Raw genomic sequence first — 26,059 nt, 5'->3', positions numbered from 1 at the left:
TCGTCCAGAAGCGCAGGTCATCAGGTGGGGGTGGGAGTCCCGTGTCCGCATTGGGCGGCAGCGGGATCAGGAGGGGGCTGCGTGACATTCGAGTTCCGTGTTCTTGGGCCGATCACGGCATGGCGGGACGGACTCGCAGTCAGGCTCAACGGGCGCAAGACGAGATCGGTCCTGGCCGCGCTGCTGCTCCGCTCCGAACACGTCGTCCCGGTGGAACGACTCGTCGCGATCCTGTGGGGGGAATCGCCGCCGCCGACCGCTGTGGCCCAGATCCAGAAGTGCGTGTCCCAACTGCGCGGCGAGTTCGGGCCGGAGCTGATCATCCGGTCGGGCAACGGCTACCGCCTCCAGCTCGGTGGGCACCGGTTCGACCTGTTGACGTTCGACCAGGCCGTCGCGGACGCGAGAGCCGCGCTCGGGCAGGACCGTCAACTCGACGCGGTGGAGGCGTACTGCGCCGGCCTCGCCCAGTGGCGGGGGGAGCCACTGGCCGACGGTACGGAGGAGCTGATCCGGACCGAGTCGCCGGCGCTGGAGGAGCGCCGGATCGGCGTCGTCATGGAGCGCATCGAGGCGGAGCTAGCCCTGGGCCGCCACGGCGAACTCGTCAGCGAGCTCAAGGCGCTCGTCGGGGAGCAGCCCCTGCGGGAACGGCTGCGCGGTCAGCTGATGCTGGCCCTCTACCGCTGCGGTCGGGTGGCCGACGCACTCGCGGTCTACCAGGCCGGGCGCACCCTGATCGCCGAGGAACTCGGCCTGGAACCGGGGGGCGAGCTCCAACGGCTCCACGAGGCGATCCTGGTCGGCGGCCCCGGACTCGACCTGCCCCGCAAGGCCCCCGCCGCCGACGAGACACCCGAGCGGGTCTGGTCCCCCATCGCCCAGGTCGTACCGGCCCAGCTCCCGCCGTCGATAGCCGACTTCACCGGACGGGCCGACCAGGTCGCCCGCATCCGCGAGACGCTGACGACGGGCGACAAGGAGTCCCTGGCGCTCGTCGCCCTCTCGGGCAAGGGCGGGGTCGGCAAATCCACCCTCGCGGTGCAGGCCGCGCGCCGAGTGGCCGATCAGTTCCCCGACGGGCAGCTGTACATACGCCTGCGCACCGCCGATGCCCGGCCGCTGGACCCTCTGGTGGCGCTCAAACGCTTCCTGCGCGCTCTCGGCGTCGGGGAGGAGGGCATACCGGACGACCTGGAGGAGTGCAGCGAGCTCTTCCGCAGCCGGACCGCCTCCTCCCGCATGCTCATTCTGCTCGACGACGCCGTCAGCGAGGCGCAGGTGAGACCGCTGCTCCCCGGCTCGCCCAGCTGCGTCGTACTGATCACCAGCCGGCCCCGGCTCACCGGACTGGAATCCGCCACCCACGTCGACCTCGACGTGTTCAACGCGGAGGAGTCCGGCGCCCTGATCCAACGGATCGCGGGGAAGCACCGGCTCGTCGGGGACGAGGCCACCACGGCGGAGGTCGCCCGGCTGTGCGGCTACCTGCCCCTCGCCGTCCGCATCGCGGCCGCGCGGCTCGCCCAGCACTCCCAGGGCGGCATCACCCGGTTCGCCCGCCGCCTCGCAGACGAGCGGCGGCGACTGGACGTGCTGGTCTCCGGCGACCTGGAGGTGCGGGCCACGCTCGCGACCGGCTACCAGGAGCTGGAGCCGCTCGAGCGCGAGGCGTTCTGCCTGCTGGGGCTCATCGACACACCGGACTTCGCGTCCTGGTTACTCGCCCCGTTGCTCCGCATCACCATCGACGAGGCCGAGGACCTGATCGAGGAACTCGTCAGCACCCAGCTCCTCGACGTCGTCGGATGCGACGCCGCCGGTCAGACCCGGTACCGGTACCACAACCTGGTCCGCCTCTACGCCAAGGAGCGCGCCCAGGCCGAGTACTCGCCCGCGCAGTGCCGGGAAGCGCTCTCCAGGGTGCTGGACGGGTGGCTCACCCTCTCCACCACGGCGGCGCAGCGCATCACCGGTGCGCGGTCCATGCAGTGGCCGGCCGGGGCACGGGGCGCGACGAACCGCTACGACGGCTTCGACCGCTCCGACGTCGACTACATCGTCGAGGACCCCTACCTCTGGTTCGAGGCCGAGCGCCCGGCACTGGCGTCCGCGGTCGCGATGGCCTGCTCGAACGGATTCGGCCGGATCGCCTGGGAGCTGGCCGACAGCACGACCGACTTCCTGGAGCTGCGACACCTCTACGACGACTGGGAGGCCAGCCACCGGCTCGCCCTGGAGGCGGCCGAAGCCGACGGCGACACCGTCGGGGTCGGCGTCATGTCCCTGCGGCTGGCCAGTCTGCGGTGCATCCGCAGGGACCCCGAGGCCGGCCTGGAACTCGCCGACCGTGCGGGCGCCGTCTTCGGGGAACTGGGCCTCGGCGCCCTGGAGAGCGAGTGCCGGGTGATCCGTGCCGGGGCGCTGCGGGCGCTGGGCCGGCTGGGACCCGCCCTCACCGAGGTGATGCGGGCCGCCGAGTCCGCACTGGCCTCCTCCAGCGGGCTCGCGCAGGCGCAGGCCGCCCGCGAACTGGGCACGATCCGTTACGAGCAGAGGCGCTGGGAGCTGTCGTCGGCCGCCTTCCAGGAGGCGGTCCGGCTCAGCCGGCTGGCGGGCAACCGGCGCGAGGAAGCCCTCGCGCTGCGGCACTGGGCCGTCGTACTGCGCCACCGCGGGGAGCTGCAGGAGGCGAGGGAGAAGGCGGAGACGGCCCTCGCGGCGTTCCACGAGCTGGGGGACCGCCCGTACGAGGCGTTCAGCGGCCTCACCCTCGGCCTGAGCCTGCTGGAGCTGCGCGATCCGTCCGCCCGGCGGTTCATCGAGGAGGGGCACGCCGTCCTGCGGGACATGAACCTGGAGTTCGGCATGGGCGAGCTCTTCTACGTGCTCGCCTCCCTGGAACTCGCCGACGGCCACATCGACCGGGCCGTCGACCGGCTGGCCCAGTCCATCCGGTGGCTGGGCGCGGAGCCCGTCCACCACGTGCTGCTCTCCGCCGTCGAGCTGCTCTGCCAGGCACTGGACGCCGGGGACCCGGCGGCGGGCCGGGTCCTGCGCATGGAGCTCGCCGAACTGTCCGCCTGCGTCGGCACACCCGCACCCGCCCACCGCCTCGAGTCGATCCTCGCCCAGGTTGCACGCAGAGTGACCGGAAGGAATCCGGTAGTGACTCTGCCTAGAGTTCCGGTTCTGCAACCGCTCCACTGACCACGGAAACGGACGGCGATCCATCGTGAAGAAGACCACCATCCACGTCGACCCACGCGAGATGGCGGAGAGCAAGAGATCAGGCACGGACGTCATCGGCGTGCGCAGGACTCTTGCGGCGGAAGGACTCTGAGACAGACCGGAGGGCTGCTCGGCACATGCGTGTGACTCTGGTGAACATGCCGTGGGCTTCATTGGACACGCCGTCCCTCGCGCTGGGGATCCTGCATTCCATCGGCCGCTCCCACCGGGCGGACGTGGAGACGGTGAACGCCAACCTGGACTTCTACGACTGGGCGGCGGAAGCGATCGGACTGCGGGTCGAGGACTACGAGTTCTTCGCCAGTCACGCGTACTTCGAAGGCTACGGGGACTGGGTGTTCTCCAGCGCCCTCCACGGCGTACCGGCGTGGCGGGTCAGCGAGTTCGAGGACCAGATGGCGTCGGGCCTCGGCCCGCACCTGCGGGCCGTGTGCCTGGCCCTGCACGAGGCGTCCGCGCGGTTCGTCGAGGAACTGGCCGTGAAGATCGCCGACACCCGTCCGGACCTGGTGGGCTTCACCACCACGTTCCAGCAGAACACCGCCGCTCTGGCCACGGCCGCGGCGGTCAAAAGGCTGTCGCCGGGCACCGCCACGGTGCTCGGCGGCGCCAACTGCGACGGACCGCAGGGGGAGGCTCTGCACCGCAACTTCCCGGCCGTGGACTACGTGGTGCGCGGCGAGGCCGAGCGGGCGTTCCCCATGCTGCTCGACGCGGTCCGCGGCGAGGTGGAGCCGGCGACGATCCCGGGGCTGTGCTGGCGCGGGGACGACGGCGCGCACCGGGCGAACGCGATGTCCCGGTTCCCGCTCCCGCCGGGCGAGTTGAAGCAGCCGGACTACCGGCCCTACTTCGCCCGGGTGCAGGAGTCGGCGGCCCGTTCCAGGATCGAGCCGAAGCTGGTGCTGGAAGGCTCGCGCGGGTGTTGGTGGGGCGAGAAGCACCATTGCACGTTCTGCGGACTGAACGGATCGTCGATGGCCTTCCGCAGCAAGGCCCCCGAGACGTTCGTGAGCGAGATCGTCGAACAGGCCCGGCTGCACCAGGTGCTCGACGTCCTGGTCGTGGACAACATCCTCGACATGGGATACCTGCGGAGCGTGATGCCCGCCCTGATCGAGGCGGGCCACGACCTCCGCTTCCACTACGAGATCAAGTCCAACCTCCGCTACCGCCATCTGCAGACGCTCGCCGACGCCGGTCTCGTACAGGTGCAGCCCGGAATCGAGAGCCTCAGCAGCCGGGTCCTGCGCCTGATGGACAAGGGCGTCACCGGCTGCCAGAACGTGCGCCACCTGCGGGACGCCCAGTCCGCCGGCCTCTGGGCCACGTGGAACTACCTCTACGGCTTCCCCGGGGAGAAGGACAGCGACTACACCCGGGTGATCCGGCAGTTCCCCGCCCTCACCCACCTCACCCCGCCGGACGGCGTCACCCGCATCGAGATCGAGCGGTTCAGCCCCTACTTCGACCGGCCCGAACTGGGCTTCTCCCCGCTGCGACCGGCTTCCCACTACGCCGTCGTGTACGACCTGCCGGAGGAGGAGCTGTACGACCTGGCCTACCTCTTCGACGCCCCGCACGCCGGCATCGACGAAACCGCCGCGAAGCAGCTCGCCGCCGCCGTCGAGCGGTGGCGCGACCAGCACCTGCACAGCAGCCTCACCCGCTACGACATCGGATCGAGAATCGTGCTGACGAACCGGCGGGAAGACTTCGACTGGACCACGAGGAGCATCACCGACCCGGTCGAGGTGGCAGCGTTCCGGCTCCTGGAGGACCCGCGGAGCGTCCAGTCGCTTACCCACCGGCTCAGCGCCAGGTTCACCGCCAGCGTCTCCCCGGCCCGCGTCGCCGAACTGCTCGCCGAGTGGGGCGAGGCCGGGCTCCTCTACGAGGACGCCGACCGGTACGTCCACGTCGTGCCGCTGGGCACCAACGCGGAGCTGACCCGCCTCGGCGGCTGCGCCCCGGACCTGACCCGGGACTTCGCACGGGCCGCCGGCCCCGGCCCCGAGGACGTCCTGTGATCACTGCCCGCAAGCCGGTGATCGACCTCTGGCGGGACTACCGCGAGCACGCGCGGACGCTTCCGGGAATGCACCTCGGCAGCGTCGCCGTCTCCGACGCCTCCCTGGACGCGGCGCACACCGCCCGTGAGCTGTACCGCACGGGCGTGCGCAGGGCCGAGTTCAGCACCCTCGTGGACCTGTCTCCCGCAGCCGAGCCGGTCTGCGCCGTACGGGTCCTGGACCTGGTCCGGGAGCTGACCGCCTGGGGCGTCGTCGTCGACTGGCGCGTGCGGCTGCCCGAGGCGGGGGCGTGCCCGGCCGGGCCGTCGGCGTTCACGCTCAGCCACCTCTACCCGCCGTCCCGGATCGAGGGACCGGCCGGCGCGGCGGAACTGCGGTCGACCTGGGCGGAGGGTTTCTTCCTGGGCAAGTGCGTCGTCCGCAACGGCCCCGGCTTCCTGGAGATCCGCGACCACCGGCCCGGTGTGCTCAACCGGATCGTGATCGACGACCCCGTGTACCTCGCCGCGGTGGAGGCGGTCCGGGCGGACCCGTCGGCCGACGGCGTCGACCCCGCCGTGCGGGGCGACCTCGTGGCGGAGTCCCTCCTGGTCGCCGTCGGCGACCTGTGGTGGTGGGCCCCCCACCGCCCCCACCGCTGGCCGCAGCCGCCCTTCCGGGTCTGACGGCGGTACACCGGCCCGGGTAACGGCTCAGAACACGGGCAGGGCGGCCAGCGTCGTGCCGTCCATGAGGAACACGCGGTTCGCGTCGCCCGTGATCCAGTAGCGGATGGGGTTCTTGATGACGCGGAAGACCCACGGCGGCCGGTTCTCGGACGAGAGGTCGACGACGTTGATGCCTCCCTCCGTCTTGTTGACGGTGACCGACCACATGCCGTTGCCCTGCACGACCAGCGGGCTGGGCGGGTCGCATTCGAGGAGGCCCCCGAAGTTCCAGTCCGTTCCCCGGCCGGTCCGGAGGTCCAGGCGGACGGGGAGCGTCACAACCGTCGCGTACAGGTGGTCGCCGTGGATGGTCGGAGGGCCCCAGAAGACGGGGGTGCCGTTCGACGGCTTGGGGTTCTCGGCCTTCCAGAGCTCCTTGCCGTCGACGACGTCGACGACGGAGAGGTTCTTGCCGGTCACGCACAGGGTGCGGCCCGACACGGCGACCGCGGCCCGGCCGTCGTCGGACTGCTCCCGGCGTTCCCACGCCTTGCGCCCGTCGGCCGTGTCGAGGGCGAGGACGGTCCCGTCCGTCGCCGTGACGACGAGCCGCCCCTGGGCCGCCAGGCCGCGGGAGGCGGCATCCTTGCCGAGGTCCGCGTCGACGGAGACGGTCCAGCGGATCCTGCCCTCGGACCGGCCGATGCTGCGCACGCGCCGGTCCTTGGTGACCACGTAGACGGCCTCGTCGTCCGCGGCGAGGAGCCATGCGGCATCGGCGGGAGACGTCCACTTGGGCCTGCCGGTCGAGGCGACGAAGGTCACCAGGGTGCCCTCGGCGTCGGCGGCCGCCACCAGCCGGTCGGAGAGGGACAGGTAGCGGTTGGTGGCCACCGCCTCCGCCGCCGTCCACCGGACCGTGCCGTCGACGACGCTGCGCGCGGCGATGCCGCCCTTCGGCGCTCCGACGATGACGACGTCCCGTACGGGGAGGGGCGCGGGCGCGTCGGCCGCCACGGCCGAGGAGATGCTCCAGAGCGGCTCGGGAGTCTCGCCGAGGACGTAGTCGCCCTTCTTCGCGTCCAGGACCGCGGCCGCCGGGACCGGCACGGCGGGGGGAACGTCGAAGGGGCCGGCACGGTTCGCCACGCTCCACCACGCCGCGCTACCGCCGCCGACCGCAAGCACGGATCCGCCGACCGCAAGGCCCGTCAGCAGGCGGCGACGCGAAACGGAGCGCGGTGCGACCCCACCCGGCACGGTGGTCAGCCGGTGGAGGCTGTGCTCCCGGGTCGTGATGTCCTGCGCGATCGCTCCCCGCCGCCAGGCGCGTTCGGCGCCCCGGGGCGGGGCGAACGAGTGGGCGATCACGTCGGGCAGGGGCCGCGCCGCCGGGTCCCTGGCCAGGAGCGGGCCGATCAAGGGGCGGAGTGCGGGCGGTACGCGGTCCAGGCGCGGCTCACCGTGGACGACCTCGTACTGCACGGCCGCGACGTGCGAACCCTCGTACGCGTGCTGCCCGGTCGCCGCGTACACCAGGACGGCGCCCAGGGAGAAGACGTCGGCCGACGGACCGACGCGCTGCCCGAGGACCTGCTCGGGCGCCCCGTACCCCGGGGTGACCGGGACCTGGCCCGTGGCGGTGAGGGTGAGGCCGTGTTCGGGTCGGGCGATGCCGAAGTCGATGACGCGGGGGCCCGTCGCGGTGAGCACGATGTTGGCGGGTTTCAGGTCCCGGTGGACGAGGCCGGCGGCGTGGATGTCGCGCAGCGCCCCGGCCAGCGAAGCCGCCAGGGCCCGTACGGTCGGTTCGTCGAGCGGGCCGTGCGAGCGCACCGCGTCGGAGAGGGTGGGCCCGGTCAGGAACTCGGCGGCGATCCAGGGGCGTCCGCCCTCCGTCTGCGCGTCCAGGACGCGCGCCACGGCCCCGCCGCCGACCGCCCGGGCCATCTGGGCCTCGCGGACGAAGCGCTGGGAGAGGTTCGGGTCGTGCGCCAGGTGGGGGTGCAGCACCTTCACTGCGGCGGCGTGCCCCTCGCCGTCCTGGCCGACGTAGACCTTGCCCATGCCGCCTTCGCCGAGCACGGCGAGGATGCGGTACGGGCCCAGGCGGATCGGGTCGCCGGATTCCAGGGGCTTCATGGGGTGCGAGGCTTTCTGTGAGCTCAGGAGAGGGGGTACGCGGCGGTGTACTCGTCGCCGAGGGCGATGAGCCGGCCGGCGGACGGGTGGGCGAAGTACCGGGCCTTGGCGGCTTTGAAGGGGCGGGTGACGGCGCCGGTCCGGATGTCCGCGGCCATCAGGCCGGACGCGGCCGTGCTGTACGCGTACACGTGCCCCACCCCGACCGCCGGCGGGGTGTCGAGGTCCTCGAACGGGACCGCCCGGCTCTTCTCCGCCCACCGCAGGGTGCCGTTCGAGGCGTCGAGCGCCACCATGCCGCGGTTCTCCTCGACCGCGTACACCACACCGTCCTTGACGGCCGGTGGGCCGAACCGTGCTGTCGGCGCCTGGCCCTGGAAGCGCCAGGCCGGCTTGCCGTCGGCGAGGCCGAGCGCGGTGAGTTCACCGGCCGCCGGGTACACGTGCCGGTCGTCCACGGCCACGCGGGCCCGGCTGAGCGCCGACTGCTTTCCGTCGAGCGGCTTGTTCCACAGCGCCCTGCCCGTCAGCGCGTCGTGCACGACGAGGCGCGGTTCCCCCTCCGCGGACTGCTGGACGAGGACCAGGTGCTTGCCCACCGCGCGGGCGGACAGGAAGTGCAGGCGCTCGGACTTGTCCGGCCGGGCGGGCAGCGGCACCTCCCAGAGCTTGTTGCCCGAGCGGACGTCGATGCCGAGCAGGAACCACGTCTGGTCCTTGCCGAAGCTGGTGCCCGTGTGGGTGCCCCGGCCTCCCACCAGGTAGACGGCGTCAGCCGTCGCGCAGAGCAGTTGGGTTCCGAAGAGGATCGCCCTCAGGTCCTTGAGTTCGCTGAACGGCTCCCGGAGCCTTCCGGTGGCCGGATCGATCACGGAGACGCGCAGCGGATCGCTCTCCACGGTGGTGTAGTCGGCGGCGTAGAGCTGCTTGCCGTCCGAGGCGGCGCGGCGCATGAACCAGACTTCGGGATCCGGCCACTTCACCGCTCCCGTCGCCGGATCCAGACCCTGCATGCCGTTCTCGCCCACGAGGAGCAGTCCGTCCAGGACGAGCGGTGCGGGGGGAATCAGCGGATCGCTGATGCTGTTCTCCTGCACCTGCCAGAGCAGGTCCCACGCGGGTCCCTTGGACGTGGTCGCGTGCGGCTTCGGGTCGTCGGTGTCCTTATGGCCCAGCCATGCCCAGGTGCCGGCTCCGACCGCGGCCGCGCCGAGCACGGAACCCCCGCCGAGGGCGAGGAGCCGGCGGCGCGACAGGACGGACGGGGACGGTGACGGCGGCTGCGAGCCGCTCGGGAGGGTCGCGGCGAGGCCGTGTCCCGGTGGGGCCGGCAGGCGGTGGGGCGCGTCGCTCCAGACGCCGCCGACGCGGCGGGCGATCTCCATGAGCAGCGCTTCGGGGAGGCGGTCGGCGAATCCTCCCTCTCCGGTACGCAGCCGGGCGGCGAGCGCGTCGGTGGTGGGCCGGTCGGCGGGATCCTTGGCGAGGCAGTGCGCCAGGACCGGGAGCAGGGCCGGCGGAACTCCGGTGAGGTCGGGGTCGGCGTAGCGGACGCGGTACATGAGGTCGGCGTGGCTGCCGCTGCCGAAGGGGCCGTGGCCGGTGGCGGCGTAGGTGAGGACGCCGGCGAGGGCGAAGACGTCGCCCGCGGGTGTGTGTTCGAGGCCGGTGGCCTGCTCGGGGGACATGAAGGCGGGCGTGCCGGCGGCGGTGCCGGTGCGGGTGAGGCGGTCGTCGCCGAGGGCGCGGGCGATCCCGAAGTCGATGATCTTGGGGCCCTCGGCGGTGATCATGATGTTGGAGGGCTTCAGGTCGCGGTGGACGACGTCCGAGGCGTGGAGCTGCGCCAGAGCCGCGCAGAGCGCGGTTCCCAGGGCGCGCACCGCAGGCTCGGGGAGGGGGCCCGCCACGGAGACGGCCTCGTCGAGGGACGGGCCGAGGACGTACTCGGTGGCCAGCCAGGGGGTCTCGGCGAGCGGGTCGGCGTCGAAGACCCGGGCGCCGTGGACGGGACCCATGACGCGCGCCGCGTCCACCTCCAGGCGGAAGCGGGTGCGGACGGCGGGATCGGTGGCGATGTGGGCGTGCATCGTCTTCAGCGCCACCGTCCGGCCGGCGGCCGAGCGGGCGAGGTAGACCGTGCCCATGCCGCCGCTGCCCAGACGGGCGACGAGGCGGTGGCCGCCGAGTGCGTGCGGGTCGTCGTGCACGAGGGGGAAGAGCATCAGCGGTCTATCCGGTGAGCAGGAACGGGGAGTTCGGCCGCGAGGACCTGTGCCGACTGGTGCGCGAGGGCGACGACGACGGACGCCGGGAGGGGGATCGGGCTCGGGGTGGCCGTGTCCAGGACGGTGGCCGCATGCGCCGCCGGCTCCGGGTGGGGGAAGAGCTGCTGCGCCTGCGGCCGCCGCGCGGGGTCGCGGGAGAGGCAGGCCGTGACCGGCTCGCGCAGGAAGCCGGGCAGCTCGTCGCGTTCGGGGACGGTGTGCCCGGTCGCGGCGTAGGCGAGCACCGCCCCCAGCGCGTACACGTCGCCCGGCGGGCGGGGCCGGCCGCCGGCCGCCTGCTCCGGGGCGAGGCTGCCGGAGTCGAGCCCCGGCAGGCCGCTGCGGTGCTCGCCGTCGGGCGCCGCGGCCCGTACCGCGCCGAAGCAGCTCAGGCGGGGGCCGTCGGCGGTGAGCAGCACGGCGGCGGGGGACAGGCCCGCGTGCGTGACGCCCTGCGCGTGGGCGGTGGCCAGCGTGCGGGCGAGGGCCGCGCCCAGAGCCTGTACGACCGGGCCGGGCAGCGGCCCGCCGTGGGCCCGCAGGGCGGCGGGCAGCGGGAGGGCGGGGACGTACGGCGCCGTGCACCAGGGGAGTTCGGCCGGGCCGCCGCCGACCTCCTCGACCGGCAGGAGCCCGGGTATGGAGAGCCGGCGCGCCCCCTCGGCCTCGATCGCCCAGCGGGTCGGGTCGGTGCCGTGCCGGGGGATCCGGAGGAGGAAGGTGCGCTCGCCGTCGGCACCTCGGACGATGAAGCGTCTTTCGGCGGCGGTGTGTTCGGGCTCGTCGTCGAGCCGGCCCAGGGTGACGTGGGGCCCGATCCGCGGAGGATCGTCGTGGTGCAGTGCTTGCATCGGCGATCTCCCCCCTGGTCCGCGTTGATCCACGGCCACCCTACTCAAGCTCCCGGCCCCGCCTACGCGTCGGACTCACCGCCAGGCGAAGTCGAGGAGGGCGAGGGGCAGGTAGTCGGACTCGACCTCGACCGGGAGTCCGTTGGCCTTGGCCAGGCAGGCGATCGCCAGCGGTCCAATGGCGACGACGCCGTGGATGATCACCTTCCGGTCCTCGTCGGCGGTCCAGTACTCCTTGTGCTGCCGCAGGGCGTCGGCCAGGGACTCGTTGAAGCCGCTGACGTCACCGCGCAGGTAGCGGTAGAGCATCATGATCGGCGGGCGGCGGAGCTGTGCGATCTCGTCCCGGTCGAGGGTCCGGGCCTGCTCGGGAACGCACAGGTTCACGGCCCGCCCCAGGTGTGCGCCCAGGTCGTCACGGCGGAGCCAGAAGCTCTGGAGGGTCTCCACCCAGGCGTACGCGTACTCGTCCAGCCGACCGCCGAAGGCGCGCAGCAGGGACACCGGGATCCGCGCCAGCATTTCGAGGCGGGCTGCGTCACGGCAGATGATCGCGAGGTAGAAGGCGTCGATCCAGGTGTGGGCGCTGAGGTAGGTCTGCTGCCCGGTGGTGTCCAGGTGGCGCTCTTCGTGGCGGATCCTGCAGGTGACCGTCTCCCGGTCGGGAGCGGTGGTGGCGGCGAAGACGGCCGAGTGCACCTGCATGGCTAGCCGCCAGGACTCCCAGGTCTCCCGCATGGCGGCGCGGGGGTCAGCGGCAGAGCGGACGAGGGCGACGTTCAGCGCAGTCATGACCGCGCCCGACCTGGAGTTGTGCGAGGTCTCGAACTTCTCCAGCGAGCAGGACAGCGACCCTTCCATGACGGGCACCACCGCCGCCATGTCGTCCTTCGGATAGTCCTGCCGGGGGACGATCACGGTCATGTGTGCCTTCGTGGGTAACAGGTCTCCGACTTCGCTGCCCGTGGATCGACCGTGCAGCGGGCCTCGAGATGCAGGAGCGCCTTGCCGAAGTTCCGGCCGAGTGAGTGCGGGTACTGCTCCAGCCTGTCGATGGACTGCGTCAGGTTCTCGCCGGGAGATTCAGCCCACTTCTCTTCCGTGTCCCCCGGTGAACATTCCGACTGACGATGACGGTCACGTGTCGAACTCGCCCAGCCAGGAACGGTCGAGGAGGCGGAGCGGAAGGTAGTCGGACTCGACCTCGATCTCAAGGCCCGCGTCGTACGCGAGACAGGCGATGGCCAACGGGGCGAGGGCGAGGAACCCTGCGATGTCCCCTGCCCGCTCGGGGGTGTTCCAGTAGGACTTGTGGAGTTCCAGGGCTTCCGCCAGCGCCCGGTTGAACCCTTCTTCGTCCTTGCGCAGGAACTGGTAGAAGAGGTTGATCGGAGGGTAGAGGACGCACTGGAGCAGGTCACTGGGCACGCTCGTCGCGATGTCCGGGTGGGACTGCTCAATGGCTGCCGTCAGCTTCTCCAGCAGGCCGGGCTGCTCGTGCCAGTACGTCTGGAGGGCGTCGACCCAGTGGTAGACGTACTCGTCGCCCTCGGCTCCGGATGCCCTCAGCAGATCGAGCGGGACCCGGCACATCTCGTTCATGCGGGGCTGGTCGCGACAGATGATCACGAACCACAGGGTCGTCAGCCAGTTGCCCGCGTTCGCATAGAACTGCGGTCCGGTGGCTGAGATCGTCCGCATTTCGTGCGAGATGCGAGCCTCCATCGATCCCTCGGTGACGGAGGCGGCGGCAAAGGCCGCCGAGCCCACCTGCATGGCAGAGACCGTGGCGTCCCATGTGCCGAACCGGTTGCCGGTCGGGTTCAGGGCCTGGTGGACCTGCACCTGGAGGAGCGCCTCGTTCAGGGCCATGCCGACGATCGCGGGCGAGGCGTCCAGGTTCTTGATGCTCGTCTCGAACTCCTGGGCCAGGCGGGCTGTGACCTGCTCGTCCACCGTAGGAATGGGGTGCCGCTCCACAATCACCGTCACGGATCGCTCCTGTTAGTGGCCTCGAAGGTGAAATCTTCGTCCTTGAACGTGCCGATGTTGAATCGACGACTCTTGAAGCCCCCGTGAGTCGGCCCGTGGGAATCGCCCTTGACGAGGATGTATTCAACCTTGTCCGCTATCAGGGCCTTCTTGAGGTCAGTGTACAACTGGAGCTCGGCGGCATCGCCGGCCTGCGCCCTCTTCCACATCTCGTTCATGATGTCGAGGAAGTATTCACGCGATCCCTGCCTGGCCTTGTAGCCGGTCGGAAGCGTGCGCTCGTTGATGGCCGTCTTGATGTCGCTCTTCGCTTCGATGACGACGAATCCTTCGGATTCCTTACGCCGCCAAACCTGGTCGAATTGGTCATTTCCGTTCTTCGGGCCGGCGGTCGGCTCCCACTTCGCGCCGTCGTAGAACTTCGGGATGACATGGTTGCGGGCCACGGCCTCGCCGTATGCCTCCGTGGCCTTCGACATCGCGTCGTGGTAAGGGGCGTGCTGCGCCTTGAGGGCGTCATATGCCGCTTTGTTCTGCGCTGTTGGGCTGGCTTCCCAGGCCTTCTTGGCGGCCGCGAGCGGATCGTGCAGCTTGTTGTCCGCCGTGACCGCCTCGTGACGCTTACGGGCCGCTTCGTCCAGCAGGTTCTGCACTTGCGGGTTGTTGAGCTGCCCCGCGGTCCCCCGGCGATCCCAGGACGCGTCATAGTACTTCGCCGGAAAGGCCGGCGGCGCATTGTCCTTGGTTATCCAGACGTCGGGGTTCGCCGGGTCCTTGATCAGCTGCTTCGGCGGGAATCCGCTCTCGTCCGCGACATCGACGAGGTGTCGGTAGCCGCGCTCCTCGTAATACTGCTTGAAATAGCCGGGCTCGTAATTGGCGCGGTAGACCTGGATTTCCACGATCTGTTCGGCCGTGAGCGATCCCCGAGGTCCGTAGGGGTTGTCTCCCTCGCGCATGAAGCTCGGAGGGTCGGGGATCACCCGGCTCGGGCTGGGCGAACCGGCCCCCGGCGTGGTCGTGTTCGCCGGTGGGGTCGCGTCGTCGCCCGCGCGCGCTGCGTCGTCGACGCCGCCCGTGCCCGGCGCGTCCGGGAGGGTGTTGCCCGTGCCCGGGGTGTCCGGGCGGGTGCCGCCCGAGCCGGGGCCGTCGCCGTGGTTGCCCGTGCCACCCGGGCCGTCCGCGTGGGTGCCGGCCGTGGACGGGGTGTCCGGGTGGGTGGCGCCCGTCGGGGACGGGGAGTCCGGGCGGGAGCCGCCGGGGTTGTTGAGGTCGTTGCGCGGCATGTTGTCCGGGGCGTGGCCGCCCGGGGTGTGGTCGGCGCCGCGGGGGCCGTTGTCCAAGGAGTGGACCGGGTCGGAGATGTTGCTGCTCAGGTTGATGCCGTTGTCGCCGCCGCGGGCGCCGACGCCGACCAGTTCGCGCTCCGGGACCCTGGCGGTGGACGGGGTGTCCGTCTTGGGGGCCTCGGTGCGCGGTACGCCCGAGTCCGCGTCCGGCTTGCCCGTCGGGGCGTCCTTGACGGACTGGTCGAGGGAGCCGTCTGCCTTGAAGATGTTGCCGTCGGGGTCCATGAACTTCGGCGGGCCGTCCACCGGGAGCTTGACCGTGCCCGGGGGGAACGTGGTGGTGCCCTCGGGCAGTTTGATGTTGCCGTCGGGGAGTTTCGTCGCGCCGTCCGGGACGGCCGAGCCCGACGGGAGGTGGATCGCGCCGTCGGGGAGGTGGATGGCTCCCTCGGGGAGGGCGATCGCGCCGTCGAGGTTGATGTTCGGGACCTGGACCTGGCCCATGCCCTTCAGGCCGGCCATCACGTCGCCGATCTTCGAGAAGCCCGCGCCCGCGCCCTTGAAGATGTACGTCATCGGGTCGATCGCGTGGCCCGCCTTGCCCGCGAAGGACAGGGTCTTGGCGACCGCGCCGGCCTTGCCCGCGCCGGAGACGGCGCCGCCCGCGCCGCCGGTGAAGATCGTGGTCACGACGTTGAAGGTGACCGCACCTGCCGCGCGGCCGGGGTTGGAGCCCCACTGGTCCCAGGCCAGGAGCGCCTTGCCCGTCTCCTTCATCGCGGTACGGGAGTCACGCAGCCACGAGGGCAGCTTGTCGTCCGGCGCGGCCAGGAAGAGGGGGCCGACGCCCGGGATCGTGGAGATCGCCAGGCCGGTGCCCAGCTTGGCCAGGCCCGTCCAGGACTGCTTGAACACGTCCCAGCCCTGAAGGCCGACCAGCCCGCCGAGGCCCTTGAGGGTTCCCCAGATGCCGTCGACCACGACGCCCTTGCCGAACTCCCAGGCGTGCTCCCAGATCTGCCACGCGGGGATGGACTCCTCCACCGCGTCGCCCCAGGGCAGGGACTTGGACTGCTTCATCGCCTCGGCGTCGTAGCCGTACATGTCCTTGGCGTTGGAGCCGTCGTTCACCCGGAGCGGCTTGCCGCCCACGAGTGCGACGATCTTGGCGTAGGCCGCCCGCTCCACTTCCTGGAACTGGGCCCACACCTCGGCGATCTCGTTGCGGCGGTCGAGGTTCTCGTCGATCAGGTCGCCGTCTTCACGCCACTTGTCCTCCTTGGAGACCTTCGTGCGGAACGCTTCCGCCTCCGCCTTCAGGCTCTCCAGCTTCTTGACGATGGGCGCGGCGTCGCGGGAGTAGGTGCCGAGTGCGCCGGCGATGGTGCACATGTCGGAGCTGAGCTTCAGGCCCAGGTCCGAGACGGGCTTCGTCGTCGCGAAGAGCTGGTCCGCCTCCGGTGCCTGGTAGAAGGCCTGCAGGCCGCCGAAGCTCGTGTGGACGTCCGAGGCCTTCGTCGAGACCGTGGCCCCGCCCGACGAGATCAGCTTGACCTTCTCGTCCAGCGTCGCCAGATTCCCCGTGAAGACCGGCACCTCGGCCGGGTCGACCGGCGCGTTCCCGCTCACTTCTTGGTCCCCGTCTTCTCACGCAGGATGTCGAGGTTCACGGCCCGGGCGGCGTCCTGGGCGGCCTTGGCCTGCTCCAGATCGCCCTCCAGGTACTCGTTCGTCGCCGACACCGCGCCGAGGATGCACGCCTCGATCCGCTCGGCCATCGACTTGAACTCCGGCTTGCGGGCCGTCAGGTACTCGCCCAGCGCGGCCGCGACCGGCCCCATCGCCTTCTGGCTCAGGGGCGGCGCGCCGACGGGCACCGGGCCCTGCAGTTTCGTTTCCGCCTGCGAGCCGGGGACGGCCGTCCCCGCGGCCTGAGCCGCCTCAGACATGGCTGTGAGCAGCGCGTTCAACGCCTTCTCCAGCTCGCCCGCGTTCCCGCCGACGGTCTTCAAGTGGCCCTGCACGCCCTGCGGCTTTATGTCCCACGACGTCATCGACGACCCACCCCCGTGAACCCGACTTCCCTACTGACCCGCTGCTCCAGCGATCTGCTGAATCGATCCTGCTCAGCCGATGTTGTCGACCGCGGCCTTCGCGCGCTGGAGCGTCTGGCGCGCCGTCGCGTCGTTCTTCTCCAGCGTCGTGTTCAGCAGCTGGATGATGTTCTTGACCTCCTGGGAGGCGTTCTTCCAGCGCAGTTCCTTGGCGTGGTAGTCGTCCGCCACACCGTCCGCCGCGAAGTCCGACATCGCCGCCGCCACCTGGGCCTCACGCGCCGCGATCACCTGCTCCAACTGGCCGATCACGGCCTTGATGCCGCCCTGCGCCTCCGTCGAGGCGCCCACGTCGTACGCACGACGGTCCGTCCCACCTGCACCCATGCCAACCACACTCCCCGTGAAGAAGAAGACCCGAAAAGAAGACCCGGAACCCGGCCCGGCCGGCCTAGCGGCCGCGGAAGCGGGCGGCGTCGAAGTTCGCCGAGCCCTGCGTCTGCCGCGCGTTCTCGCCCTGCTCCTGGTCGCCGGACCCGAACGCCTGCTCCATGCCCGACTGGCCGCCCAGGATCGCCGCCAGCGAGGCGTTCAGCTCCTTCGCGATCCCGTCCGCACGCAGCTTGAACGAGTCGAACGCGACCTTGCCCTGACCCTGGAACTTGCCCTCCAGCGGCTGCGCCGCGACCACCAGCTGCTTGACCAGCGATCCCAGGTCGGTGTTCGAGTTACGCGACCCCGACATCAGGTTCGTCAGAACCTGAGTCCCCATGTCGAACTTCATCCCGGACTCCCCCGCACTCTCGAAAGAACATCAACCGATCTCAGTATGACCAGTTCTATCAACATACATCGCACCTGCAACGAGCAACGAGCTAGTTGTGACTCATCCATGACAAACCACCAGGCATCTTCACGATCCCTTCAGATGCCGTGTCAGCCGCTCGAAGTCCGCCCACCCCGCCAGGTCCGACGGATCGCCCGGCAGCGGGTAGTAGTAGCCCGGGCGGGACTTGGGCCCCAGCCGCACCGGCGCCTCGGCCAGCGGGGTGTGCCGGGCCCGGTCGTCCGGCATGCCGCGGACCTCCTCCGATCCCAGTACGAAGGCCAGCGGCACCCCCGGCCCCTCGAAGCGCGGCGGCACCAGCAGGTCGCGACGGGCTTTGCGGAGCTGTACGAGCATCGACTGGAGGCGGTGGCGGGTCACCAGGGCTTCCGCGACCCGGGGCAGGGCGTCCAGGGGCGGCTGCTCGCCGTCGCCGTAGCCGAGCGCCATCGTCACGGTCTCCTCGACACCCGCCTTCGTACGGCTGATCCGCACCGTGGCGAGACCGGGCCGTTCCGGGCTGCCCACCACCACGAACCAGGTCGGCTCGGGGGCCCGGGCGAACGCGACGTCGGTCAGCCGGCCCGGCGACCAGGGCAGGTTGGCGGGCTCGGCCGTGCCCCAGCCCGCCGGCGGGGCGCCCGTCAGCTCGCGCCACACCGTCTCCAGGGCCCCGCCGAGGACCAGCCGGTCGTCCGCGGGGTGGATGGTGCGGAAGGTGAGGGCCAGCTGCCGCTGCGCCGTCTCCTCGACCTCCTGGTACGAGGCGGCCACCGCGGTCCGCGGGTCGTCCTCGGTGGCGTCCGGCGCGACGACCGTGGCGAACATCCCCTCCTGCCAGCGCAGCACCGCGCCCGAGAGGCCGTCGTAGTAGCCCTCCCGCTGGTCCTGCACGACCCACCGCGAGGGCCACTCCGGCATGTTCGCCAGCACCGCCGGGGACAGCACCGTCCCGGGCGGGGTGACAATCTGCAGGCCGCGCTCGGCCGCGGCGGCGGCCCGGAAGGCGTCGGAGAGCCAGGCCGTCATCGCGACGACCGGGCGGTCCATGATGACCACGGCGACGTTCTTGGTCAGCACGTCCACGGCGGGCTGCGCCGCGGCCGGCGTCGGCGCCACGCTGATCCCGTCGCTCTCCACCACCGCCACCGACCGTGCGGCCTCCGGCGGCCAGGCGCTGCCCGAGGCCAGCGAGGCCAGCCGGGCCGCGAAGGTGCCCGCGAGGCGCTCGGCCTCGGGCACGCCGGTGGTGGCGCGGGCCTCGGTCCACCAGTAGGGGACCCGCGGCGGGGTGGCGCCGAGCAGCCGCTCCGCCTCCCCCTCGACCTGTACGAGCAGCGGAGCCTCGACCGAGACGAGCGGCCGCCCCTGCTCGTCGCACAGCTGGATGACCGCCCCCTCGCCGACCGTGTCCACCAGCTTGTCGGGGCCCCCGGAGAGGAGGCCCGCGAGCACCGCCCAGGGGGCGGGCATCTGCTGGGTCAGGGCGATGACGTCCTTGGTCATGTGGTCCTGCGGCCCTTCACTCGGCGGTGTACACGGTCTGGATCAGGCGGTTGGACTGGCCCCTGCGGACGAGGACGCCGCGCCCGGCCGGGTGCTGGGCGGCGTACACCCCCGGGAACAGCTGTCCCTCGCTGCGGTCGCCGGCCATGACGACCGCCGAGGCCCCCGATTCGCGCAGGCCCTGCACCAGCGGCTCGTACATGCCGCGCGAGGCGCCCGCGACGCGGCGGGTCAGCACGAAGTGCAGGCCGATGTCCGCCGCCGACGGGATGTACGGGACGAACGGGGCCAGCGGCGACTGTCCCGCGGTGGTCAGCACGTCGTAGTCGTCGACGAGGACCACGATCCGCGGGCCGCCGCCCCAGCTGCCCGGCTCCAGGTCCTCCAGCGGGGCGCTGTCGTCGGGCATCCGCCGTTCCAGCTCGGAGGCGATGCCCGCGGCCAGCCCGGCGCACATCTTGGCGTTGTAGGCGTAGCCGCCGTTGAACTCCTCGGGGACCACACCGCGCAGGCTGCGCCGCGGGTCCATGATCGCGAAGACCAGCTCGTCCTCGCCGTAGCGCTCGATGAGGCCGCCGGCGATGGTCTTGAGCAGGTTCGTCTTGCCGCATTCGCTGTCGCCCATGACCAACAGGTGCTGGTCGTGGTGGAACAGGTCGAGGAGTACGGGCGCCAGCGCGGTCTGGTCGAGGCCGATCGGCACCCGCTTCGGCTCGGCGACCGGGCCCGGCAGCAGGTGCGGCTCCAGCAGGTGCGGGAGCACCCGCACCGGCTGGGCGGCGTCGCCGCTCCAGGTGGCGCGGATCGTGCGGGCCGTGCGCTCCAGGACGGCGCCCAGCTCCGAGGTGTCGGAGAGCCCGTCCGTGCGGGGCAGCGCCACCTGCGCGAAGAGCTTGCCGTCGGTGAGGACGCGGCCCGGCTCGTCCGGCGAGAGGGTCTCGGCGAGCTTGCGCTCGATGCTGGACTCGCTGGGGTCGTTGAGGCGCAGCTCGACGCGGGTGCCGAAGTTCGACTGGGTGGCGATGCGGACGTCGTTCCAGCGGAGCATGCCCGCGACGACGTGGATGCCGTAGCCGCCGCCGCGCTTGAGGATGTCGACGACGGCGTCGTCGAGCTCCTCGAAGTCGTCGCGCAGCGCGCCGAACCCGTCGATGACCAGGACGATCTCGGCGGAGGCCAGCTGCGGCAGCCGGCCGGCCGCGTGCAGGGTGCGCAGCTGCTCGACGGAGTCGATGCCGTGCTCGCGGAAGAGGTCCTCGCGCAGGGCGAGCATGGTGCGCACCTCTTCGACGGTACGGGCCGCGCGCTCGCGGTCGGCGCGTCCCGCGATCCCGCCCACGTGCGGCAGCCCCGACAGGGCCTGGAGGCCGCCGCCGACCAGGTCGAGGCCGTAGACGCCGACCTCCTGCGGGGTGTGGGTCAGGGCGAGCGAGAGGACCAGGGTCCGCAGCAGGGTGGTCTTGCCGGACTGCGGGCCACCGATGACGGCGGCGTGGCCGCCCGCGACGGTGAGGTCGAGGTACCACCGGCCCTGCCACTGCTTCGTCGGGTCGTCGAGCAGGCCGAGCGGCACCACGAGCCGGTCGCGGCGCTTGGAGAGCTGCATTCCGCGCACGCCCACGTCGAGGGGGCCGGCGACGGAGTCCAGGGAGATCGCGTCGGGCAGCGGGGGCAGCCAGATGCGGCGCACCGGACCGGCGGCGTGCTGCAGCTGGTCGACGATGACGCCCATCTCGGTGGGGCCGGTCTCGCGGCGGCGCGCCGAGGGCTCCTGGCCGCCCGTGCCCTCCGGCTCGGACAGGGAGTTGAAGGCCCCGTACTCCAGGGCGAGCGGGCCGCTGTCCGCGTCCTCGGCGCGCTGCACGGGACCCCGGTAGGCGCCGGAGACGTAGCTCGCCTTGAACCGTTCGTAGTGGCTGGTGTCGACCTTGAGGTAGCCGAAGCCGGGCAGCGGCGGGAGGTGGAAGGCGTCGGTGGTGTCCAGGACGGTGCGGGACTCGTCGGCGGAGAAGGTTCGCAGGCCCAGCCGGTAGGAGAGGTAGGTGTCCAGGCCCTTGAGCTTGCCGCCCTCGATGCGCTGGCTGGAGAGCAGCAGGTGGACGCCGATGGACCGGCCGATGCGGCCGATGGACAGGAACAGGTCGATGAAGTCGGGCTTCGCGGTGAGCAGTTCGCCGAACTCGTCGATGACGACGAACAGGTGCGGGAGCGGGTCCAGGTCGGGCCGGCGGTCGGCGCGCAGCGCGGCGTAGTCGCCGATGTCGGCGACGTTGCCCGCGTCCTTGAGGACCTGCTGGCGGCGCTTGACCTCGCCGGCGAGGGAGGCGTGGACGCGCTCGACGAGACCGGCCTGGTTCTCCAGGTTGGTGATGACTCCGGCGACGTGCGGGAGGTCGGCGAACGGCGCGAAGGTCGCACCGCCCTTGTAGTCGACGAGGACCAGGGCGAGGTCCTCGGGCGGGTGCGTGGCCACCAGGGCGAGGACGAGGGTGCGCAGCAGCTCGGACTTTCCGGAACCGGTCGCGCCGACGCACAGGCCGTGCGGGCCCATGCCGAGCTCGGAGGACTCCTTCAGGTCGAGCAGCACGGGCTCGCGGGCGTCGCTGATGCCGATGGGCACGCGCAGGAAGGCGCGTTCGCCGCGCGGGGCCCACAGGCTCGCCAGGTCGAGGCGGGCCACGTCGTCGATGCCGAGCAGGTCGGCGAAGTCGACGGGCCCGGACAGCGGGGCGTCGATGAGGGACTCGGCGGACAGGCGCAGCGGGGCGAGCATCCGGGCCAGGCCCTCGGCGAAGGGGATGCCGACCTCGTCCACGGTGCCGTGGGCGCTGATGGGCTCGTCCTGGCGCAGGTCCTCGATGAGCACCTGGTCGCCGTCGACGGTGATGCGTACGCCGACGTGGCCGGGCTCCTGGATGCGCTGTTCGAGCAGGTGGAGGACGGTGACGCCCATCTCGCGCAGGCCAACCGCGTCGTCGGGGCGCGGCAGTTCGACGGCGTCCTCGCCGTGCCCGTCGGTCACGACCAGCAGCCGCGACGTCATGGAGAGGGCGTCCTTGCCGGACAGCCCGCGGCGCACCTCGGCCGCGTAGGAGGCGCGGCGGCGCAGTTCCGGGCCGATCTGCCGGGCGAGCTGGTCGGCGGAGGGGGCGATGCGGCGGGCGGCGACGGGGCCGTCGAGCTGCTCGGTGTCGAGGAGGTGCGGCATCCACTTGGCCCACTCCCAGTCGGGGAGCCGGTCGCCGGGCGCGGCCAGGGCGATCGCCACGTCGTCGGGGGCGTGCATGGCGGCGGCCTGTACCAGCAGGGCGCGTGCGACGCGCAGGCAGTCCTCGCGGGGGCCGATGACGCTGATGTTGCCGACGCGGTCGAGAGGCACGGTGAGCGGGAGCTCGGTGCCGTTGCGGAAGCGGGCCGTGAGCGCCGAGGCCTCGTTCAGCATGAACTGGTCGGGCGGGGTGAGGACCGTGGAGCCCTGCTGGCCGATCTGCAGATCGCGGACCGGCATCTCGCCGGTCCCGACGCGCACGCGCAGGAAGTCGCCGTCGGTGCGGCGCCGTTCCCACAGCCGGGCCGGGTCGCGGACGATGTCGTACAGGGCGTGCGGCGGCGGGTTGAGCACGTCGGCGTGCTCGCCGCGCTCGCGTTCCTCGGCGGAGAGCTCCTCGCGCAGGTCCTCCAGGTAGGCGAGGTAGGCCTCGCGCTGGGTGCGGCGGGTGCGCTGGGCCTTGCCGCGCTGCGAGAAGACGAGCGCGATGGAGCCGACGATGGTGACGACGAGGATCAGCGCGCCGAGCGCGGCGAACTGGCTGTTGCGCACGACCGTCATCATCACGACGGACGACATGACGCCGGCCACGGGCAGCAGCGACATCGCGATGCTGCCCGCCTTCCCCTCGGGGAGGTTGGGCGGGGCCTCGATGGTGCGCGCCTCGGGGGGCGCCGGCGGCCTGACGGTCCGTGCCGGGCGGTGGATCAGTCGGGTACTCATCGTCAGTGGCGCTTCTGGGAGAGCTGGAAGACGTCCGCGGCGAGCCGGGAGGCGGTCTGCCGGGTCGAGTGGGCGAGCAGTTCGGTGCGGATGCGGCCGCCGTCCGCCAGGTGGCGGTCGTAGGGCAGGACGTGGACGCTCGGTCCGGCGGCCTCCAGGGTGCGGACCGCGTCGGCGAGGTCGACCCCGGAGTGCGGGGCCTGCTCGGTGATGACGACGGCGGTGCTCGCCAGCATGTGCGGCGGCAGGCCCTTCATCCACTGGAGTACCGCGAAGGTGCTGCTGACGCCGTCCAGGGTGGCGGGGGTGGCGAGGACGCGGGCCTGGGAGGCGGAGAGGGCGACGCGGGCGACCTCGGCGGGGAGCGTCTCGCAGTCGACGACGGCCACGCCGAAGTAGCGGCGCAGCGCCACCATGGCCCGTTCGTAGGAGCGGGTGTCGAGCATCGCGCCGATCTGGCCCTGGCTGCCGGGCAGCAGCCAGGCGTTGTCGCGGAGCTGGACCAGGTAGCCGGTGATGTCGAGCAGCGACATCTGGGGCTCGACGATGTCGGCGACGTCGCCGGTGGTCCAGCGCAGGCTCTCGGCGCCGAGCCGGATCGGCAGCGAGCCGAGCGCAGGGTCGGCCTCGACGAACAGGACGGGGTCCTGCCGGTAGTGCGCGTACGTGGTGCCGAGCAGGGCGGCGACCGTGGACTTGCCGGCGCCGCCGCGGATGGAGGTGACGGCGATCTGGCGGCCGGTGGTCACCGGCTGCTGGAGCAGTTCGGCGGCGCGGGTGGCTTCGGCGACCTCGCGGGCGGCCGAGGAGGAAACGGTTCTCCGTACGGCGCGCAGGGCGCGGGCGCTGAACGGCTCCCCGTGCCGGGGCTTGCGGCCGGTCCCGGAGAGCTGCCGGTCCACCGCGGGCTTGGAGTCGGGCGTACGGGGCCGCTGCCCGTGGCCCGCGGCGGCGTACGCGCCCTGGGGGCCGGCGGGCGCCGGGGCGGCCGCAAGCCCCGGCACGGGGCCCTGGTGCGGGTACCCGTACGCGGGAGCCTGGGCGGGAGCGGGCCCACCGGGGCCGGCCACCGGCCGGTGCGCCGCGCCGGCGCCCTGCGGTCCGGCGCCCGGGACCTGGTGCGCCTGCGGATGCCCGTGCGCGGGGGCCTGCCCGGCAGGACCCGAGGCCGGCTGCTGCTGCGGCCCCGTCTGCCCCTGCGCCGGAGGCTGCGCTCCGCCCCTGAGGTCGCGCAGGACGTCGCCCTGCCAGTTCTCTGCGTTCGGCATGTCTGCCCCTGCCCCTCTTCCTCAGAACTTGTTGAGCAGTTGCCCGTACACGCCGAACACGCCGACGGCGAGCGGGAAGAGCCCCACCATGCCCACCGATTCGATGAGGTCGGCCGTGCGCCGCAGGCGGACCTGCACGTGGTCCGGCGGCTGCACCGCGAGGACGAGCAGCGGCAGCAGCGCCGCCACGACCAGGACGGCCAGCGGACCGGCGCCCCCGTCGTGGCCGGTCCACAGCATCACGAGGCGTACGACGAGCAGCGCCGCGGCGGCGATCAGCGCCACGACCTCGGCCACCAGCGGGAAGGCGCGCGCCCTCGACAGCAGTACGACGGCGACGAGCGACGGCAGTGCGACCGTCCACACGGACGGCTTCTCGGCGAGCGTCAGCAGCCAGCCGGCGGCCGCGGCCGAGATCGCGGTGACGATCGTGGCGAGCGCGAGCCCGCGGTGCGTGGCGGCGAGCGCGTTGCCGACCTCGTGGCGGCTGACGGAGGCGCCGCCCGAGCGGCGGTCGTCGAGGGCCGTGAGCCCCGAGGCCATCAGGGCGAGCCGCGGCAGCAGGCCGAGCAGCACCACGGAGACGAGGGCCATGACCGCGCCGAGCCGGGCCGGGTCGCTCTGGACGGCGGCGACGACCTCCCACAGGGCGGTGATCACGGCGGTGGCCACGGCGCCGAAGAGCCCGCCGCGGCCGAGCGGGGAGCAGTAGCCGAGCAGGGCCAGCGTCAGGACGAGCGCGCCCGCGACGGCGGCGAGCCGCGCGGTTCCCGGCCAGTCGTAGGCGTCCGCGGCCGTCCACGCGGTCAGGACGCCCAGTCCGCCGGATGCGAGCAGGAGCGCCGTCGCCAGGCCCCGGTTGCCCTGGCCGATCCGCGAGACGACGGCGCCGGTCGCCATCAGGACGAGCGTGACGGCGGCCAGGGCGCCGGCCAGCGAGTCGAGGGCGAACTCGTGGCGGGCGAGCAGGGCTGCGGTCACGGTGAACGCGACGGTCGCCACGCCCGCGCTGCCCCGCCGGGCGGCGGGACGCCAGCGCCAGGCCTGGAGGTCGAGGTCGTCGGAGACCAGGTCGGTGACGTCGTGGACCACCGGGGCGGGCGGTGCGGAGTGGCTCCTGACCAGGCGCAGGACGGCTCCGTCGGCTATGCCGGCCGTCGCGAGCGTGCTGTCGTGCGGCAGCGCGGTACCGTCCGGGGCGATCAGCTGACGGGTCAGCGGGCGCGAGGCGGCCCGGTCGTCGAGCAGCTGGAGTATGTCCGGGAGCAGTTGACCGATCGGCGTGTCGGACGGCAGGACCATGTCGGCCCGGCGGCGCTCGCCGATCAGGGTCACCCTGCTGAGTTGCGCCCGGGAAGTCGTTGCTGTGCTCACCACTTGCGGGAACCTATCATCGCGGGTTTGCGACCTTTCGGGGCCAAAGGGGACATGGCGCTGCTGCCGGACCGTGAAATCTCCCGGATCTGCACGCCTGATGCTTCTTCCTCTACGACTGCACCGGCGCGGGCGACTTGGCCGAGTGCGAGGGCGTGGGCTGAGACGTCTTCGTCGGGTTGGGTGACTTCGACGGCTTCGCGGACTTCGCCGGCGACGGGCTCGCCGGGGTGGACGGCTGTTGCGAGGTGCCGGGCTGCCCGAGCGGTTGCAGCTGCCCCTGTTGTTGCTGTTGCTGCTTCTGCTGCTCGGCCTTCTGCTTCGCGAGCGTGTGCTGGACGAAGGACCAGCCGACGCAACCCGCGCACAGGACGGCCGCGATGGCGATGCCCGCGAACAGCTTCCCGAGCCGTTCGTCCGCCGTGCGCCGCGCCCGCTGGGCGCCGAAGAGGAGGGCATCCCTCATCCTGCGGCGGCGTACCGCCACCGACTCCAGAAGCTGGCTGTCGTAGTCCCGTGCCATCTGTCGTCCGTCGCCCCAGTCCCGGCTCGTCGAGCGCCTGCCAC

17 protein-coding genes are annotated in these 26,059 nt (G+C 72.0%); 3 read left to right on the top strand and 14 right to left on the bottom strand.

Going from position 1 to position 26,059, the window contains the following annotated elements; genetic code table 11:
- Window positions 1–81: 81 nt before the first annotated feature.
- The 3 genes from OHA91_RS17510 (at window position 82) to OHA91_RS17500 (ending at window position 5,950) form a co-directional block, all read left to right on the top strand.
- Window positions 82–3,210 (top strand): AfsR/SARP family transcriptional regulator, encoded by a 3,129-nt coding sequence (locus OHA91_RS17510; protein WP_328739591.1) that lies wholly within the window; start codon window positions 82–84, stop codon window positions 3,208–3,210.
- Between the two features lie 158 nt (window positions 3,211–3,368).
- A complete protein-coding gene (locus OHA91_RS17505) occupies window positions 3,369–5,282 on the top strand; it encodes a RiPP maturation radical SAM C-methyltransferase (protein WP_078959144.1) in 1,914 nt (637 codons plus the stop codon).
- Window positions 5,279–5,950, top strand: coding sequence for a DUF5825 family protein (locus tag OHA91_RS17500; protein ID WP_031147696.1), 672 nt, complete (start codon window positions 5,279–5,281; stop codon window positions 5,948–5,950). Before OHA91_RS17505 ends, OHA91_RS17500 begins: the two co-directional genes overlap by 4 nt.
- A gap of 27 nt (window positions 5,951–5,977) precedes the next feature.
- Here the strand turns inward: OHA91_RS17500 and OHA91_RS17495 are convergent, their stop codons facing one another.
- The 14 genes from OHA91_RS17495 to OHA91_RS17430 all read right to left on the bottom strand — a co-directional run bounded on the left by OHA91_RS17495 (window position 5,978) and on the right by OHA91_RS17430 (window position 26,015).
- Window positions 5,978–8,074, bottom strand: coding sequence for a protein kinase domain-containing protein (locus OHA91_RS17495; protein ID WP_328739590.1), 2,097 nt, complete (start codon window positions 8,072–8,074; stop codon window positions 5,978–5,980).
- Between the two features lie 23 nt (window positions 8,075–8,097).
- Entirely contained in the window at window positions 8,098–10,299 is a 2,202-nt protein-coding gene (locus OHA91_RS17490) for a protein kinase domain-containing protein (protein ID WP_328739589.1), read from the bottom strand.
- Complete coding sequence (locus OHA91_RS17485; RefSeq protein WP_328739588.1) at window positions 10,299–11,192, bottom strand: protein kinase family protein; 894 nt, start codon at window positions 11,190–11,192, stop codon at window positions 10,299–10,301. The genes OHA91_RS17490 and OHA91_RS17485 overlap by 1 nt, the downstream gene beginning before the upstream one ends.
- A gap of 75 nt (window positions 11,193–11,267) precedes the next feature.
- Window positions 11,268–12,116: an immunity 49 family protein gene (locus OHA91_RS17480; protein WP_328739587.1), complete on the bottom strand. Its 849-nt coding sequence runs from the start codon at window positions 12,114–12,116 to the stop codon at window positions 11,268–11,270.
- Between the two features lie 213 nt (window positions 12,117–12,329).
- The gene (locus OHA91_RS17475; protein WP_266498909.1) at window positions 12,330–13,184 is read right to left on the bottom strand and encodes an immunity 49 family protein; all 855 of its coding nucleotides are present in this window, start codon (window positions 13,182–13,184) and stop codon (window positions 12,330–12,332) included.
- On the bottom strand, window positions 13,181–16,102 hold the full coding sequence (locus OHA91_RS17470) for a hypothetical protein (RefSeq protein ID WP_328739586.1): 2,922 nt from the start codon (window positions 16,100–16,102) through the stop codon (window positions 13,181–13,183). The genes OHA91_RS17475 and OHA91_RS17470 overlap by 4 nt, the downstream gene beginning before the upstream one ends.
- Entirely contained in the window at window positions 16,099–16,527 is a 429-nt protein-coding gene (locus OHA91_RS17465; RefSeq protein WP_031147706.1) for a DUF6507 family protein, read from the bottom strand. The genes OHA91_RS17470 and OHA91_RS17465 overlap by 4 nt, the downstream gene beginning before the upstream one ends.
- 72 nt (window positions 16,528–16,599) lie before the next feature.
- Window positions 16,600–16,914, bottom strand: coding sequence for a pore-forming ESAT-6 family protein (locus tag OHA91_RS17460; protein WP_031147707.1), 315 nt, complete (start codon window positions 16,912–16,914; stop codon window positions 16,600–16,602).
- Window positions 16,915–16,978: 64 nt separating this feature from the next.
- Complete coding sequence (locus OHA91_RS17455) at window positions 16,979–17,311, bottom strand: hypothetical protein (RefSeq protein ID WP_031147709.1); 333 nt, start codon at window positions 17,309–17,311, stop codon at window positions 16,979–16,981.
- Window positions 17,312–17,440: 129 nt separating this feature from the next.
- Entirely contained in the window at window positions 17,441–18,859 is a 1,419-nt protein-coding gene (locus tag OHA91_RS17450) for a DUF6177 family protein (RefSeq protein ID WP_031147711.1), read from the bottom strand.
- 16 nt (window positions 18,860–18,875) lie between these two features.
- Window positions 18,876–22,850, bottom strand: a complete 3,975-nt coding sequence (gene eccCa / locus OHA91_RS17445; RefSeq protein ID WP_328739585.1) for a type VII secretion protein EccCa — start codon at window positions 22,848–22,850, stop codon at window positions 18,876–18,878.
- Between the two features lie 2 nt (window positions 22,851–22,852).
- Window positions 22,853–24,118, bottom strand: coding sequence for a MinD/ParA family ATP-binding protein (locus tag OHA91_RS17440; protein ID WP_328739584.1), 1,266 nt, complete (start codon window positions 24,116–24,118; stop codon window positions 22,853–22,855).
- Window positions 24,119–24,139: 21 nt separating this feature from the next.
- On the bottom strand, window positions 24,140–25,495 hold the full coding sequence (gene eccD / locus OHA91_RS17435) for a type VII secretion integral membrane protein EccD (protein WP_031147717.1): 1,356 nt from the start codon (window positions 25,493–25,495) through the stop codon (window positions 24,140–24,142).
- A 109-nt stretch (window positions 25,496–25,604) separates the two neighbouring features.
- The gene (locus tag OHA91_RS17430; RefSeq protein ID WP_078959145.1) at window positions 25,605–26,015 is read right to left on the bottom strand and encodes a hypothetical protein; all 411 of its coding nucleotides are present in this window, start codon (window positions 26,013–26,015) and stop codon (window positions 25,605–25,607) included.
- Window positions 26,016–26,059 lie beyond the last annotated feature (44 nt).

The sequence above is a fragment of the Streptomyces erythrochromogenes genome (genome assembly GCF_036170895.1).
Lineage (GTDB): Bacteria > Actinomycetota > Actinomycetes > Streptomycetales > Streptomycetaceae > Streptomyces > Streptomyces erythrochromogenes.
Note: the sequence above shows the minus strand (reverse complement) of the source record. Positions and strands in the feature narration are given on the sequence as shown.